The organism is Rhodococcus jostii RHA1, assembly GCF_000014565.1.
Classification (GTDB): domain Bacteria; phylum Actinomycetota; class Actinomycetes; order Mycobacteriales; family Mycobacteriaceae; genus Rhodococcus_F; species Rhodococcus_F jostii_A.
In genome coordinates this window covers 5,600,354-5,614,732 of the sequence record NC_008268.1, presented here as the reverse complement: position 1 = coordinate 5,614,732, position 14,379 = coordinate 5,600,354, and the positions used below count along the sequence as shown (strand labels likewise).

Genomic DNA, 14,379 nt, shown 5'->3' with positions numbered 1-14,379 from the left:
GTCAGTCCTGCCCAGTCGCTTTTGGGTCGGCCAGCCGGAGGGTGGTGATGAACAAGTGGGCGGCGGTGACCAGGGTGGCGTGGTGGTGCCAGCCCAGCCAGGAACGGCCCTCGAAATGATCCAGCCCGAGACCGGTTTTCAGTTCCCGGTAGTCGTGCTCGACGCGCCAGCGGATCTTCGCCAGGCGCACCAGTTCGGGCAGCGGGGTGTCCTCGGGGAGCGTGGCGAGCCAGTAGTCGGTCGGCTCGTCGGCTCCGGTGGGCCATTCGGCGAGCAACCAGACCGCGGGCAGGGTGCCGTCCTCGGCGCGGGGGATGTCGCGGTTCGCCGGGCGGATTCGCATGGCGGCGAACCGCGAGCGCATCGCCGCGGTGGGGTTGTTCGGGCTGGTTTTGGTTCCCTGCCGCCAGGTCACGGTGCGCAGGGCTTTACGCCCGGCGGCGAGGACGAGGTCCTTGCAGGTCGTGTGCGGGCCGTAGCGGGGTGTCGGCGGGCGCCCGCGGCCGGTGTAGGCCGCGGTCTGCGGGATGGCGTCGCCGGGATGGGCGCTGGTCGAGCCCTTGACGGCGACGACGTAGTCGATGCCGCGCTCGGTCAGCGCGAGCCGGAAGGCAGTGGCGTCGCCGTAGCCGGCGTCCGCGACCGCCACCGGTGGGGTGCGGCCCCACTCGATCAGCTCGTCGATCATCTCGATCGCCATTTCCCACTTGGGGCGGTGATGCTCGGTGTCGGGGATCGCGGACCGCTGCCGGCGAGCGGTGATCGCCGCGACCGCGTCGGGATCGGTGGTCGAGCGATCGTCCCAGCTCTCGGGCAGGAACAGCCGCCAGTCCAACGGTGCCGACGCGGCGTCGGAGGCGGCGTGCACACTGACCGCGATCTGGCAGTTGCCGACCTTGCCGAGGGTGCCCGAGTACTGCCGGGCCACGCCCGGCGAGGAATCGCCGTCCTTGGTGAACCCGGTGTCGTCGATGACCCAGGCATCCGGAGCGACCAGATCACACGCCCGGCGGGACAGCGTTTTCCGGACCGGCACCACATCCCACGGCGAGGTGGTCACGAACTGCTGCAACCGTTGATGATCGACCCGCAGCCGCTGCGCCATCGGCTGCATCGACTTCCGCCGGCCGTCGAGCATCAACCCCCGCGCATACAGTCCCGCCTTCTCCCGTTGATCCTTGCGCGCCAGCGACGAGAACACTTCACCGACAAACGTATCCAACTGTTCCCCGACACGGGCGAGAGCGGCTGCATCCATGCCCGGATCCTCTCGAGATTCGAATCGAAACTCGAGCCGACACGCTGAGGTAACAAAGTACTACTAGGGGTGCGCGAATGCCGCCTCGAACGCGTCGAGCGCGTCGTCCGGATCGTTTTTCGCCCACCCTTCGAGTCCCACGACGCCGGTGTAGCCCATGTCGCGGAGGGCCGCGGCGACAGCCGGGTAGTGGATTTCGCCGGTTCCGGGTTCGCAGCGTCCGGGGACGTCGGCGACCTGGATCTCCCCGATGTAGGGCAGCGCCTTTCGGATGAGTTCGATGAGGTTTCCCTCACCGATCTGGGCGTGATAGAGATCGAGATTCATGCGTAGGTGAGGGCTGTCGACCGCCCGGACGAGTGCGAGGGTGTCGGCCGCGGTCGCGAACGGGGTACCGGGATGATCGACGGCGAGGTTGAGGTTCTCGAGCGTGAACACCCGTCCCGCCTGTTCGCCGAGTTCGGCGACCTTCCGCAGAGTGTCGGCGGCGGTGAGCCACATTGCGGGCGTGACCGTTTCGACCGGCCGGACGGGCAGTCCCCGGTGGTCGAGTCCGGTTCCGTGCAGGTTCAACCGCGGGCAGTCGAGCCGTTTCGCGACGTCGAGGGACTGCTGCGCCGTGGTGAGCAGCGCCTCGATGCCGTCGGGTTCGGTGAGGTTGCCCTCCAGATAGCCCGTCATCGAGGAGAATTCGGCGCCGACGGCGGCGAGAGCATCGATGTCCTTGGTGGACCAGTCCCAGATCTCGACCTGGAGTCCGCGTTCGGCGATGCGGTGCACGCGGTCCAGGAACGGCAGGTCGAGGTAGAGCATTTCGGCGCTGGCGGCGAGCGTGTACGTGGCCATCGGTGTCACCCGTCCAGGTCGACGGCGGAGCCGGTCTCGACGCTGCGGATGGCGGCGAGTGCGATCGACAGCGCGGTGCGGGCGTCCTGGCCTGTGACGACGGCCGGTGTGTGAGTGCGGATCGCGTCGACGAAGGCGGTCAGTTCCCCCAGGTACGCGGAGTGCAGGAGGTCGGTGTCGCGGCGCGCGGTGTCGGCGTGCATCCCGTCGGGCCCGTAGTACGTCATGTCGGTGCTGAGCCCGCTGCCTGCGGTGATCATGCCGCCGGAGCCGAACACCTCGGCGCGCACGTCGTATCCGTACAGCGCACTGAAGCTCGCCTCCGCCGTGGCGATGGCGCCGTTGTCGAACTGGACCGTCACCACTGCGGTGTCGAGGTGGCCCGCGCCCTTGGCGTCCGGTCGCACCAGGGCGTCGGCCACGGCATGCACCCGCACCGGGCGGGCATCCGGGTTGAGGAAGCAGAGGGTGTCGAAGTCGTGAATGAGCGTTTCGAGGAAGATCGTCCATTGCGGAACGCGTGCCGGATCGGCGGTGTACGGCCCGGGATCGCGGGTCAGCGAACGCAGCAACTGCGGGGCCCCGACTTTCTGCGCGTCGATCGCGGCGCGGGCGGCGGCGAATCCGGGAGCGAATCGGCGATTGAAGCCGACCTGCAGGACGATGCCCGCGTCGGCGGCCGCCGCTATGGCTCGGTCGGCGTCGGCGAGGGTCACCGCCATCGGCTTCTCGACGAACACGTGCTTGCCGGCGGCCGCGGCCGCGACGACCAGGTCCGTATGACTCCGCGCGGGGGCGGTGATCAGCACCGCATCGACCTCGTCGCTGGTGAGTACGTCGTCGACGGTCGTGGTGGCGAGTGACGCTCCCAACGTGGTGGCGAGACGCTGCGCGGACTCGCCGACCGGGTCGCTGACTGCGACGAGCGACGCCCCGGGGACCAGGCGGGCCACGATCTCCGCGTGATTCGAGCCGATGCGTCCGGCACCGATCAACGCGATGCGTACCGGGTGGGAAGCGGGCGCCGTCGAGTGGACGGTTGCGGCTTCGGTGTGTGACATGGGTGCGCTCCAGTGCAGTGAAAGGGTGGAGGTCGAGGCGAACTAGTACGTTCTAGTTCTAGACCGTAGAACTCGTGCGATCATTGGTCAAGAGCAGCCTCGAGCGCAGCAGCGCGGGGCCCGGAAGACAGGAGCCGTGCACGTGGTCGAACCGGTGGCGGGATCGACCGGCGGCGCCCGCCCGACGATGGGCGACGTAGCGCGAGCAGCAGGAGTCTCCACAGCGCTAGTCTCGATCGTGATGCGCGGCGTTCCCGGGGCCAGCGAGGCCACCCGCAGGCGCGTGCTCGACATCGCCGACGAGATGGGCTACGTCCCCGACCGTCGCGCACAGAAACTGCGCCAGGCCAGTTCCCGGTTGCTCGGAGTCGTGTTCGAACTGCAGCAGCCGTTCCACGGCGATCTCGTCGAACAGATCTACGCGGCGGCCACCCGCCGGGGCTATGACGTGATGCTCAGCGCGGTCGCCCCGAGTCGCGCCGAGAAGGTCGCCGTCCAGGCGCTCATGCGGGAGCGCTGCGAGGCCGCGATCCTCCTCGGCACCCGGTTCGACACCGATGAGCTCGGCGCGCTGGCCGACCGCGTGCCCGCCCTCGTCGTGGCGCGCGCGAGCGGCTTGCCCGGAGTCGGTGCCGTGCGGGGCGACGACGTCGCCGGCATCACCCTGGCCGTCGACCACCTCACCGAACTCGGGCACCGGAACATCGCGCACATCGACGGCGCCGACGCTCCCGGCGGTGCGGACCGGCGGGCCGGATTCCTGGCCGCGATGGACCGGCACGGACTGTCGGCTTCGGCAACGGTCGTGACGGGCGGTACGACGGAAACCGAAGGCGCAGAAGGCATGCACACACTTCTGGAGATGCCCACTCCCCCGACCGCCGTCGTCGCCTTCAACGACCGGTGCGCCACCGGCGTGCTCGACCTATTGGTCCGCAGTGGCCGGGACGTGCCCGCGGACATCTCCGTCGTGGGCTACGACGACTCCCGCCTGGCGAGGATTCCGCACGTGCAGATGACGACGATCTCCCAGGACGCGACGCACATGGCCGAGGCCGCCGTCGACGGAGCGCTGGCTCAGATCTCCGGCGACAAGGCCGTCGACCTCGTACTCGCGCCGCACCTCGTCCGCCGCGCGACCACCGGCCCTGTCGCACACCGCGACTAGATTCGCTGCCGGATACTAGGCCGCCGACCAGACACCGAGTTCGTTGCCACTCGGATCGGTGAAGTGGAAGCGGCGCCCGCCGGGAAAGTCGTACGGGCCGTTGACCACGATGCCACCGGCCGCGCGCACCGCATCCACCGACGCGTCGAGGTCCACCGAGTACAGCAGCACCAGCGGTCCCCCTGCCGGCTTCCGTTCCGGCACCTGCAGCAGGCCGCCGACTTCCTCACCGTCCGCACCGACGATCCCCGCGTACTGCGGGCCGTAGGGATTGAACTCCCAGCCGAATGCCGAGCGGTAGAATGCTTCCGCGTCCGCGAGGTCCGTGACCGACAACTCCACGTAATTCAGTCGATGATGATCTGCGCCAGAAGGTGACATGCCGGAACTCTAGCCGGAATCGGCTCCTCGATCAGGAGTTCGGTCGGCGAGAAGCATGTTCACGAAACCGCGGGTGCTCGCCGTCTGGGGTCGGCCGGCGACCTGAACGAGGGAGATGGTGCGTTCGACCGTCGGCTGCAGGGGTATGTGGACGAGTCCGGCGAACGAGATCATGGGAAGCACGAGTTCGGGTACCGCGGTGACGCCGAGCCCGGCCGCCGCCAATCCCGCTACCGCGCCGATGTTCTGCGCCTGCATGACGGGACCGAGTTCGATGCGTGCGTCCTCGACGGCCCGGCGGACGGGCGCCGCGATGCTGCTCTCGGGTCCGAACGCGATGAACGGCTGCCCGGCGAGATCCGACCACCTCAGCGCCGGCCGATCGGCGAACGGATGTGTGGGCGCGACAGCGCAATAGAAGGAGTCGCTCGTCAGGACGTCCTGTTGCAGTCCGGGCAGAATGCCCGAGGTGGTGACCAGGGCGAGGTCGACCGTGCCCGAGTACACGGCGTCGAGAACCTCCTGACGTAGTCCGTCCCGGATCTGGAGGCGCACGTCGGGGTGCTGCTCGCGGAAGCTCACCACATAGGGGGGAAGGAACGTGGCCGCGAGTGAGGGCAGACATGCCACGGTCACGATTCCGCGGTCGCCGGTGACGAATCGTTCGATCTGCGTGAGCCCGTCGTCGAAATCGTGGAGCATCCGCCGGGCGTGCTCGATGATCTCGTGCCCGTGCGTGGTCAACTCGACACGGCGAGTGGTGCGTTCGAACAGCGTGACGTCGAGTCTGCGCTCGGCCTCGGCGACCGAGCGGCTCAGCGAGGACTGAGACACGTCGAGTGCGTGGGCCGCCGCGGTGAAGCTCGCGTAGTCGGCGATCGCGACGATGCTCCTCAGGTGCGAGATCCCGAGATTGATGCTCATGCGCATCAGTATGGCCGGTATTCATGCGTTGGGCTGGCGTACCCGCCGCCCGAGCTGCATCACCTCATTCATGAGTTGAACTCATGAATCAATCAATCATTGATATTTGACGCGCAAATGTGAGGCGCGCGACACTGAGACTCCATTTCGAAGGAGGTCACATGGTTGCCGCGCTCGGGTTCGCCACGATCGCTTGTTTCCTGGCGCTGGCGTTCAGCCGCCGGGTCTCGGTGCTCGTCGCACTGATCCTCGTTCCCGTCACGTTCGCGATCGTGGGCGGATGGGCACCCGACCTCGGGGAGATGGTGGGCGACGGTCTGCTGAAGGTCGCGCCCGTCGCCATCATGATCGCCTTCGCGGTCCTGTATTTCAGCCTGATGGTCGACGTGGGACTGTTCGACCCGGCGATCCGCCGGATCGTCCGGTGGGCAGGTGGCAATCCCACCAAGATCGCCGTCGGAACCGCGGTACTGACCCTGCTCGTCGCGCTCGACGGCGACGGAACCTCGACCTTCCTGATCACCATCTCGGCGTTGCTGCCCATCTACCAGAAACTCGGGATGCGCCCGGTCGTCCTCACCGGCATCGTCTGCCTGGCCGCGGGACTGATGAACATGATTCCGTGGGGCGGCCCGACCGTCCGCGCCATGGCCGCGCTCGACCTGACCAGCGCCGACATCTTCACGCCGGTCCTGCCCGCGATGGGTGCCGGGATCCTGTGGGTCCTGTTCGCCGCCTACATGATCGGTCGCACCGAACGTAAGCGGCTCGGCGTGACCGAACTGGCATCTGCCGGCGGCGGCGGTCCCGGCACGCCGCACATCTCCGACGCGCCGGTGCGCACCGGACGCCAACGGGTGGTGATGGCGTTCAATACCGTGCTCACGCTCGTCCTGATCGTGATCCTGCTGTTCCAGCTCGTGCCGCTGGAGGTGGCATTCGCCATCGCATTCGCACTTGCGCTCGCCGTCAACCGCCCGAAGTGGGACGACCAACAGGCCCTGTTCGCGAAGCACGGCGGCAACGTCACCATGGTGGTGGCGATGATCCTCGCGGCAGGCGTGCTCACCGGAATCCTCAACGGCACCGGGATGATCACCGCGATGGCGCAGACCTTCGTCTCCTGGATCCCGCAGTCCGCCGGCTCTCTGATCCCCGTCATCACCGCCGTCACGTCGATGCCGCTCAGTCTGGTCTTCACCCCGGACGCCTACTACTTCGGCGTCGTCCCGGTGCTCGCGGAAACCACGGCATCGTTCGGAGGCGACCCCGCGGAGATCGGCCGCGCCGCCATCCTCGGCCAGATGACCACCGGATTCCCGCTCAGCCCGCTGACCGCCGCGACGTTCATCCTGATCGGACTGAGCAAGGTGGACCTCGGCAAGCACCAGCGGTTCATCTTCGGCTGGGCCTTCGGGACCACCATCGTGATGACCGTCGTGGCGCTGCTCACCGGTGCCCTCTCGTTGTAATCGTCCGCGACATCACCGCAGCCGGCCCACCCCACCATCCGTCGAACAAGCAAAGGACTTCGAGCCCGTGACACCATCGAGCACCCGCGACAGAGCCTCGCGGAGCGTGCGACTCGGCGCCGGATCCGGGTTCTCCGGGGATCGCATCGACCCCGCCGAGAAACTCGCCCGGCACGCCGACCTCGACTACCTGATCTTCGAATGCCTCGGCGAACGCACCGTCGCCGCCGGAAACGCGCGCCGCCTCGAGAACCCGGACGAAGGATACGATCCGCTCCTCGCCGCACGCATGCGCGCGGTTCTCCCGCACACGCTCGCGTCCGGGACCACGGTGATCACAAATGCCGGTGCCGCGAACCCTCTCGCCGCTGCCGAACTGGTCTCCGGCATCGCGTCCCGGTCCGCCGACCGGCAGGTGCGCATCGCTGCGATCACGGGCGACGCGGTGCTCGAGCAGGTGCTGCGCCACGACCCCGTCGTGTGGGAAACCGGGAAACGCCTGGCGGAGCACGACGAGGAACTCGTCTCCGCGAACGCGTACATCGGGGCGGAGGCCGTGATCCCCGCGCTCGAACTGGACGCCGACGTCGTCGTCACCGGGCGTCTGGCCGACCCTTCCCTCTACGTCGCCCCGCTCGCCCACCATTTCGGATGGGACCTGGCCGATCACGAAACCGTCGGCGCCGCAACCGCGATCGGGCACTTGCTCGAGTGCGCCGGACAACTCACGGGCGGGTACTACGCGGATCCCGTCACCAAACCGGTGAAGGGCATGGCCGATCTCGGCTTCCCGTTCGCCGACGTCCTCGCCGACGGATCGGCGACATTCGGCAAACTCGACGGGTCCGGCGGCATACTCACCGAACGAACCTGCGCCGAGCAACTCCTGTACGAGGTGGGTGATCCCACCGCCTATCTCACGCCGGACGTCACCGCGGACTTCGGCAACGTGTCGTTCACCAGCGTCGGACCCGACCGGGTCGCCATCACCGGTGCGACGGGGCGCCCCCGGCCGCAGCAGCTGAAGGTCACCCTCGGCTTCCGCGGCGGCTGGCTCGGTGAGGGGCAGATCAGCTACGCGGGCCCGCGTGCCTACCCCCGCGCCCGGCTCGCCGCGGACATCGTCGCCGAACGGCTCGTGGACGTGCACGGTTTTACCGAGGCCGCCGTCTCCGTCGAATACATCGGCGCCGGTGCGGCTTTCCGCGGCCTCGACACGGACACCGATGCCCGCGAGGTTCGACTGCGAGTGACCGCCCGCGCACGTACCCGCAAGGAAGCCGACCTCGTCGGCTGGGAAGTGGAAAGTCTGTACACCAACGGACCGGCCGGCGGCGGCGGTGCCCGGCGCTCGGCGACCGAGGTACTCGCGATCCGCTCGTGCACCCTCCCCCGCGACCTCGCATCCACCCGGGTGCATCTCACGGAGGTGACGAAATGACCACGCCCGCAACGGTTCAGAAGATCGACACCCTCGCCGACGTCCGTGCCGGCGACAAGGGGGACACGCTCATCCTCGCCGTGCTGGCCCGGGACGACGCCGCCTACCGTCATCTCGCCCGGAGACTGACCGAGGACGTCGTCGCCGCCCACTACGCTGGACTGATCACCGGCCCGGCCCGGCGCACCTGCCAGCCGAACCTGATGGCGATGGTGTTCGAGTTGCCGGGCGTCCTCGGCGGCGGCGTCACGGGTTCACCCGCACTCGACGGCCACGGCAAGACGCTGGGCTATCACCTGCTGAGCCTCGAAATCTGACGGGTTACGCGGGATTCCGGTCCCGAGACGCCGACAGGGTGGCGGCGAGCGCCTGACGGTCGAGCTTGCCGCGCGGCGTGCGTGGCAAGCTGTCGACCGCGAGCACCTGAACCGGCATGCTCGGGCTGGGCAACGTGGCGCGCAGATGCCGCCAGATCTCGCCGGAACTCGGCCCGTCGCCGTCCATCACGATCGCGGCGGCCGGTGCCTCGCCCATCCGGCTGTCGGGCACTCCGATGCACGCGGCCTCCGAGATCCCGGGGAGTGCGGTCAACGCCGCCTCGATGGCCGCGGGTTCCACATTGAGTCCCGCCCGGATCACCGTGTCGCTGTCGCGACCGAACAACTGCAGGCTGTTGCCCGCCACCCGGCCTCGGTCCCCCACCGTCATCCACCCGTCGGCGGGGCCGTTCACCACGCCGTCCTCGGTGAGGTAGCCGTCGAACAGCATGTCGCTGCGCACGTGAACGAGGCCCTCGCGAATCTCTGCGTCGACGCCGTCGAACAGTTCGCCTACCGCATGCTCGTCGGCGGCGCCGACACCCCGGTCGAAGGACACGAAGCTCAGTTCGGATGCGCCGTAGAAGTGCACGAGCGACGCATTCGGCAGCACCTCCTGCAACGCCTCACGCCCGGTGCGCGGCCACCGGGCCGCCGACGACAGCACCTCACGGACGCTGCCGACCGGACCGATCCCCGACCGCACCACGTCCCAGGCGATGGTGGGTACCGAGTACAGATGTGTGGCCGCGTCGCGCAGCGAGTGCGTGACCGGTCGCAGATCCACCGTCGCACCGCGAGTGAGCCCGTGCAGCGCGCCGTACAGGAAATGGGTGTGGTCGAGAACTCCGGGCACCGCCACGCGGTCGCCGCTGCCGATGTCGAACGTCGCGTCCGAGCGGTCGAGGGTCGTGGCCCACGATCGCTGCTTGCGCACGAACAGCTTCGGCTCACCGGTGGTGCCGGACGTGATGCCGACCAGCAGTTCGGTGCCGGGACGCGCCCGGTCCGCGACGCCGTCGGATTCGAGGCTGTCCGCCGTCTCGACGGTCCCGTCGAATCCCAGTCTCCGTAGCCTGGTGTGCTGGTGTGACGCGGCCACCACGGCGCCGGGTTTCGCGAGCTCGAGCACCCGCGTCAGTTGCGCGGGCAGGAGATGCCGATGCAGCAGCACGACGCTGACTCCCGCGTGCATCGCCGCCGTCACCACGACCAGCGACCCGACATCCGACGTCGGCAGCACGGCGACCCGGTTCATGCCGTCGAGCCCGGCGGCGGTGCGTGTGACCCGCGACCAGAACCGGCCGTAGTCGACGGTCTCGCGCGTGGACACGACCGCTGTCGTCTCCGGGTTCTCGGCGGCCCGTCGAGCGACACGCTCGGCGAGCAGCTCAGTCATCGTCCACTCCCCGTGCGACGAGGGCGTCGCCCATCGCATCCGCGGTCCGGAGGGCGCGGACCAGAACCGGTGTGGCCAGCGCCGTCATCGACCATTGCAACCCGCGCGCCTTCCGCGCCTGCGCCACCTCCTGCACGATTCCCGTCAACAGCGGGATACACCGGATCGCCAACGCGAGCAGGAGTCCGATCCGGTCCGGGTCGACCCCGAACCTCCGCAACGGCCCGAGTGCGCGCGACACCGTGTCGAGCATGTCGGTGACCCTGGTGGTGAGCGTGACCAACGCGGCGAGCGCCACCGAGATCAGCAGCACCCCGCACACGACGACCGCCCGCGCGGGCGAGGTGATCAGCACCTGGAACACGGCGATGATCAACAACATCCACACCACCGGACGCAACTGCGCCACGGCGACCCGCCACGGAATGCCAGCCACCGCGAACAGCAGGCCCACCACCAGGATGACGAGACCGACCTCGAGCGGGGTACGCACGAACACGGTGGCGGTGACGATCGACGCGATCAACAGCAACAGTTTCAGCCCGGCGGGCATCCTGTGCAGGAGCGAGTCGCCCGGGCGGTACAGGCCGATCATTCGACCAACTGCCGGTACGCGGGGACGGCGTCGTCCGGGCTGCCGTCGAATGCGACGAGACCGTCGTCGATGACGATGACCCTTTCGAAACTCTCCAGCAGCGCCAGTTGGTGGGTCACGACGATCACCTGCTGGTCCATCGAATCGAGTGCTTCGGCGACGACGCGGGCGTTCCGCAGATCCAGCAGTGTGGTCGGCTCGTCGGCGATGATCACCTCGGGCCTGCGGATGAGGACGGCACCGATGGCGAGCAACTGCTTCTGGCCACCGGACAGCAGGTGCGCGGGGTGATCGGCGTGCTGGTCGAGCCGGAACCGCACCAGGATCTCCTCGACGCGGGCGGCGATCTCCGGCTTGCTCAGACCGGACCGGCGCAGCGAGAACGCCAGGTCCTCGGACACCGTGGGCATGACGATCTGGGTGTCGGGATCGGTGAACACGAACCCGACCTTGCGGCGCACCTGGGCGCCCTTTTTGGCGGCGTCGACACCGTCGACCGTGACGGTGCCGGAGGTGGGCTTCAGCAACCCGTTGATCATGCGCGCCAGGGTCGACTTGCCGGAACCGTTGGATCCGATGATGCCGACGCGACGCTCGGAGAATCGCAGGTCGACGCCGCGGAGCACCGGGCGGTCCCCGAAGGCATGCGTCACCGAATCGAAGACGATCTCACTCACGACACGCGCTCCACGAGCATCGCGATGCCCTGTCCGCCGCCGATGGCGCAGGCCGCGAGCCCGAGCGCGGGTCCGTCCTCGCGCAGCATCTGACTTGCCAAGCGCACCAGCAAGATCGCTCCCGACGCTCCCCATGGGTGTCCCATGGCGATGGCGCCGCCCTGCGGGCAGATCACGGATTCGTCCAGGCCGAGTTCGTCCGACACCGCCAGGACCACCGACGCGAAGGCCTCGGTGATCTCGACGACGCCCAGATCCGCCACGTCGTATCCGGTTCTCTTCAGGAGTTTGCGGATCGCGGGGACCGGTCCGAGACCGGGCAGCGCCGGGTCCGATCCCGCGACGGCGGAACCGAGGATTCGCAACGCAGGCAGTCCGGCGGACAGCGACTCCGTCGTCACCGCCAGCACGGCGGCGCCGTCCGAGATGCCGCAGGAGTTCCCCGCCGTAGCCGTTCCGCCGGCACCGAAGCTGGGGCGCAGCCGCGCGAGCCTGGCCTCGGTCATGCCTGCGCGAATGCGCTGGTCCCGCGCGATGTCACCGATCGGCACGATTTCCGACGAGAAGTCGGCGGCCGCCGCGAGCGTGTGCGACCGCGCCGCGTACGCGTCCTGCCGCTCACGGCTGATACCGCGTACCCGCGCGAGTTCGTCCGCGGCCGCTCCCATGTCGGGGTCGGGGAAGCCGTGCGGCGCAAAGGGAGCGCGGGTGTAGCGCACCGGATCGGCGCCCGACACCGGCGGCCAGAACCGCCACGGCGCCGTGCTCGCCGATTCGACGCCACCGGCCAGAATCAGCTCGTCGGCACCGCTGCGCACGCGGAGCGCGGCCTGCATCACCGCGTCGAGGCCGGAACCGCACTGCCGGTCGACGGTGACACCGGGAACCTCCACGCCCATCCCCGCCTGCAGGGCCGCGACCCGCGCGGGATCACCGCCCGGCCCGAGGCAGTTGCCGAGGACGACGTCGTCGACCTCGGCGTCGAGGCCCGACTCCCGCAGCGACGTCAGGACATCGCACAACACCGGGGCGGCCAGATCGGTGGTGGTCAGATCGGCGAACCCGTGCCCGGCATTGCCGATCGGCGTCCGGCGCGGCGCCACCAGAACAGGGACAGAGCTCATGCCAGCCAGTCTCTCACTCGGCCGCGGGCGACCTTGCCACTGGCGGTCCGCGGCATCGACTCGATCGGCACCCAGCGGCGGGGCAGGGCTTCCTTCGTCAGCATCCGGCGTGCGCGCGAACGGACGTCACCGATCTCCGCGGCGCCGTCGAGCTCCACCACGGCGGTGACGGTCTCGCCGAGCACCGAATGCGGCGACCCGACGACGGCGGCCGCGGCGATACCATCGACCGTCTCGAGGATGCGCTCGACGTCCTCGGCAACCACCGTGGTGCCGCCGACGTTGATCGCGGATTCGCCCCGGCCGCGCACCGTCAGCTCGCCATCATTTCCGAGTTCGGCCAGGTCACCGACGCCGAACCACTCCGGGACTCCGATCACGCTGTACGGCGACCGGACGTACAGCAGACCGTCGCGGATGTCGGCGTCGACGCCGTCCAGCAGCCGGAGCGGTTCGGGCACCCGGCGTGCCGCGACGAGGGAGAGTTCCGCGGCGCCGTAATACTCGACGATCTCGATGCCCTCCGCCACCGCGCGGGCGCCGTCGTCCAGGGCGGTCCCGGCGACGATCGCCGTGCGCAGCTTCGGGGCCTTCCCCACGACCTCACGGAGAACGGCGGGAACGGCGTGCACGACTGTCGCCCGGGACGGGTCGTCGGTGACGCACGCGCCGCGCCACAATGCGTGCACGGCGCCGAACAGATGCATCGTGGCGTGCAACGGGCCGGTGATCAGCACGTGGTCGGTCGCGTCGATGCCGGTGATCGCGGTGAAGGCGGGGAAGCTGTCGAACCAGGAGGCCGCGGTGCGCGCGAGCGGACGCGGGCTGCCGGTGGAGCCGGACGTCGCGACCAGCAGAAACGCGGACGGTGGAATCACCGTGCGGTCCGGGCGCGCGTCGGGGTTCTCGACGATCACCGCCGTCCCCCGCCGCGCCGCCGCGCACACGCAGATCAGGGCGTCCGGGACCGGCAACGTCGACGCGTCGTAGGCTGACGCACCCGAGCCGTGCTCGAGGATCCATCGGTCGATGGCACGGTCGAGTTCGGCGTACGTGTAGGTGCGGTCTTCGAAATCGAGAGCAGGCTGATCGCCGGAGCCGCCGAGTTCGGAACTCACGTACGGATCAGGCCGGGGTACGCGCGATGCACGCTCTTGGCGACCACGGTCGCGACGACGACCTTCAGCAGGTCGCCGGGGATGAAGGCGAAGTTGGTGGTGATGGCGGCGCCGACACCCAGATCGGTGCGGAGCAGGAGCCCGACGGTGCCGAAGACGTAGATGACGACGATCCCGCCGAGGGCGTTGATCAGGAGACCGAGAACGATCGGGTACTTCGGCAGGATCCGAGCGGTGAGGAGGCCGATGACCAGCGTCGCGGGAATCCAGCCGATGAGGTATCCAGCGCTCGGGCCTGCGAGCGCGGTCAGTCCGGTCCGGCCACCGGACAGCAGCGGCAGGCCGATGAGGGTCAGTGCGATGAACACCGCGACGGCGGCTGTGCCCTTGCGAGCGCCCAGCACCGCGCCGGCGAGGATGACGCCGAGCGTCTGCAGTGTGATCGGCACTCCGCTGAAGCCGACCGTGATGGCGCCGGGCAGTCCCAGCGCCGCGATCAGCGCGGCGAACACCGCGATCTGCGCCATGTCCCGCGCTGAAATACCGAGCCTCGACACCCGAGCACTCTCGACACCTGCCATGACGACTCCTCTTGCTG

Annotated in this window: 15 protein-coding genes; 4 read left to right on the top strand and 11 right to left on the bottom strand. The window is 69.0% G+C overall.

From position 1 onward, the window contains the following. Position 1 precedes the first annotated feature (1 nt). From RHA1_RS25765 to RHA1_RS25755, 3 genes are all read right to left on the bottom strand, one after another. Positions 2-1,258, bottom strand: coding sequence for an IS701 family transposase (locus RHA1_RS25765; RefSeq protein WP_011597468.1), 1,257 nt, complete (start codon positions 1,256-1,258; stop codon positions 2-4). A gap of 63 nt (positions 1,259-1,321) precedes the next feature. Next, positions 1,322-2,104, bottom strand: coding sequence for a TIM barrel protein (locus tag RHA1_RS25760; protein ID WP_011597467.1), 783 nt, complete (start codon positions 2,102-2,104; stop codon positions 1,322-1,324). A 5-nt stretch (positions 2,105-2,109) separates the two neighbouring features. Next, positions 2,110-3,165, bottom strand: a complete 1,056-nt coding sequence (locus RHA1_RS25755; RefSeq protein WP_011597466.1) for a Gfo/Idh/MocA family oxidoreductase — start codon at positions 3,163-3,165, stop codon at positions 2,110-2,112. A gap of 142 nt (positions 3,166-3,307) precedes the next feature. Here RHA1_RS25755 and RHA1_RS25750 point away from each other — a divergent pair, with 142 nt between their 5' ends. After that, positions 3,308-4,333: a LacI family DNA-binding transcriptional regulator gene (locus RHA1_RS25750; RefSeq protein WP_011597465.1), complete on the top strand. Its 1,026-nt coding sequence runs from the start codon at positions 3,308-3,310 to the stop codon at positions 4,331-4,333. A 15-nt stretch (positions 4,334-4,348) separates the two neighbouring features. Here RHA1_RS25750 and RHA1_RS25745 read toward each other — a convergent pair whose 3' ends face one another. Together RHA1_RS25745 and RHA1_RS25740 are read right to left on the bottom strand one after the other, a co-directional pair. Continuing rightward, positions 4,349-4,714: a VOC family protein gene (locus RHA1_RS25745; RefSeq protein ID WP_011597464.1), complete on the bottom strand. Its 366-nt coding sequence runs from the start codon at positions 4,712-4,714 to the stop codon at positions 4,349-4,351. 9 nt (positions 4,715-4,723) lie between these two features. Continuing rightward, positions 4,724-5,644, bottom strand: coding sequence for a LysR family transcriptional regulator (locus RHA1_RS25740; RefSeq protein WP_011597463.1), 921 nt, complete (start codon positions 5,642-5,644; stop codon positions 4,724-4,726). A gap of 155 nt (positions 5,645-5,799) precedes the next feature. On the opposite strand from RHA1_RS25740, the gene RHA1_RS25735 reads away from it, so the two are divergent. From RHA1_RS25735 to RHA1_RS25725, 3 genes are all read left to right on the top strand, one after another. Continuing rightward, positions 5,800-7,110, top strand: a complete 1,311-nt coding sequence (locus RHA1_RS25735) for a CitMHS family transporter (protein WP_011597462.1) — start codon at positions 5,800-5,802, stop codon at positions 7,108-7,110. Between the two features lie 67 nt (positions 7,111-7,177). Next, complete coding sequence (locus RHA1_RS25730; RefSeq protein ID WP_011597461.1) at positions 7,178-8,551, top strand: acyclic terpene utilization AtuA family protein; 1,374 nt, start codon at positions 7,178-7,180, stop codon at positions 8,549-8,551. After that, the gene (locus tag RHA1_RS25725) at positions 8,548-8,868 is read left to right on the top strand and encodes an AtuA-related protein (protein WP_011597460.1); all 321 of its coding nucleotides are present in this window, start codon (positions 8,548-8,550) and stop codon (positions 8,866-8,868) included. Before RHA1_RS25730 ends, RHA1_RS25725 begins: the two co-directional genes overlap by 4 nt. A gap of 4 nt (positions 8,869-8,872) precedes the next feature. Here RHA1_RS25725 and RHA1_RS25720 read toward each other — a convergent pair whose 3' ends face one another. Genes RHA1_RS25720 through RHA1_RS25695 form a run of 6 tightly spaced genes read right to left on the bottom strand, consistent with a single transcriptional unit; the run spans position 8,873 to position 14,362 of the window. Beyond that, positions 8,873-10,267, bottom strand: a complete 1,395-nt coding sequence (locus tag RHA1_RS25720; protein WP_011597459.1) for an AMP-binding protein — start codon at positions 10,265-10,267, stop codon at positions 8,873-8,875. Continuing rightward, positions 10,260-10,862, bottom strand: a complete 603-nt coding sequence (locus RHA1_RS25715) for an energy-coupling factor transporter transmembrane component T family protein (RefSeq protein ID WP_011597458.1) — start codon at positions 10,860-10,862, stop codon at positions 10,260-10,262. The genes RHA1_RS25720 and RHA1_RS25715 overlap by 8 nt, the downstream gene beginning before the upstream one ends. Next, a complete protein-coding gene (locus tag RHA1_RS25710) occupies positions 10,859-11,539 on the bottom strand; it encodes an energy-coupling factor ABC transporter ATP-binding protein (protein ID WP_009478291.1) in 681 nt (226 codons plus the stop codon). The genes RHA1_RS25715 and RHA1_RS25710 overlap by 4 nt, the downstream gene beginning before the upstream one ends. After that, positions 11,536-12,663, bottom strand: coding sequence for a thiolase family protein (locus tag RHA1_RS25705; RefSeq protein WP_011597457.1), 1,128 nt, complete (start codon positions 12,661-12,663; stop codon positions 11,536-11,538). The genes RHA1_RS25710 and RHA1_RS25705 overlap by 4 nt, the downstream gene beginning before the upstream one ends. Next, positions 12,660-13,781 (bottom strand): class I adenylate-forming enzyme family protein, encoded by a 1,122-nt coding sequence (locus RHA1_RS25700; RefSeq protein ID WP_011597456.1) that lies wholly within the window; start codon positions 13,779-13,781, stop codon positions 12,660-12,662. The genes RHA1_RS25705 and RHA1_RS25700 overlap by 4 nt, the downstream gene beginning before the upstream one ends. Next, positions 13,778-14,362, bottom strand: a complete 585-nt coding sequence (locus RHA1_RS25695; RefSeq protein ID WP_011597455.1) for a biotin transporter BioY — start codon at positions 14,360-14,362, stop codon at positions 13,778-13,780. Before RHA1_RS25695 ends, RHA1_RS25700 begins: the two co-directional genes overlap by 4 nt. Positions 14,363-14,379: the final 17 nt, after the last annotated feature.

Coding starts and splice junctions, on each gene's coding strand:
- RHA1_RS25765 (WP_011597468.1), bottom strand. CDS start 1,258: ATGGATGCAGCCGCTCTCGCCCGTGTCGGGGAACAGTTGGATACGTTT.
- RHA1_RS25760 (WP_011597467.1), bottom strand. CDS start 2,104: ATGGCCACGTACACGCTCGCCGCCAGCGCCGAAATGCTCTACCTCGAC.
- RHA1_RS25755 (WP_011597466.1), bottom strand. CDS start 3,165: ATGTCACACACCGAAGCCGCAACCGTCCACTCGACGGCGCCCGCTTCC.
- RHA1_RS25745 (WP_011597464.1), bottom strand. CDS start 4,714: ATGTCACCTTCTGGCGCAGATCATCATCGACTGAATTACGTGGAGTTG.
- RHA1_RS25740 (WP_011597463.1), bottom strand. CDS start 5,644: ATGCGCATGAGCATCAATCTCGGGATCTCGCACCTGAGGAGCATCGTC.
- RHA1_RS25735 (WP_011597462.1), top strand. CDS start 5,800: ATGGTTGCCGCGCTCGGGTTCGCCACGATCGCTTGTTTCCTGGCGCTG.
- RHA1_RS25725 (WP_011597460.1), top strand. CDS start 8,548: ATGACCACGCCCGCAACGGTTCAGAAGATCGACACCCTCGCCGACGTC.
- RHA1_RS25720 (WP_011597459.1), bottom strand. CDS start 10,267: ATGACTGAGCTGCTCGCCGAGCGTGTCGCTCGACGGGCCGCCGAGAAC.
- RHA1_RS25715 (WP_011597458.1), bottom strand. CDS start 10,862: ATGATCGGCCTGTACCGCCCGGGCGACTCGCTCCTGCACAGGATGCCC.
- RHA1_RS25705 (WP_011597457.1), bottom strand. CDS start 12,663: ATGAGCTCTGTCCCTGTTCTGGTGGCGCCGCGCCGGACGCCGATCGGC.
- RHA1_RS25695 (WP_011597455.1), bottom strand. CDS start 14,362: ATGGCAGGTGTCGAGAGTGCTCGGGTGTCGAGGCTCGGTATTTCAGCG.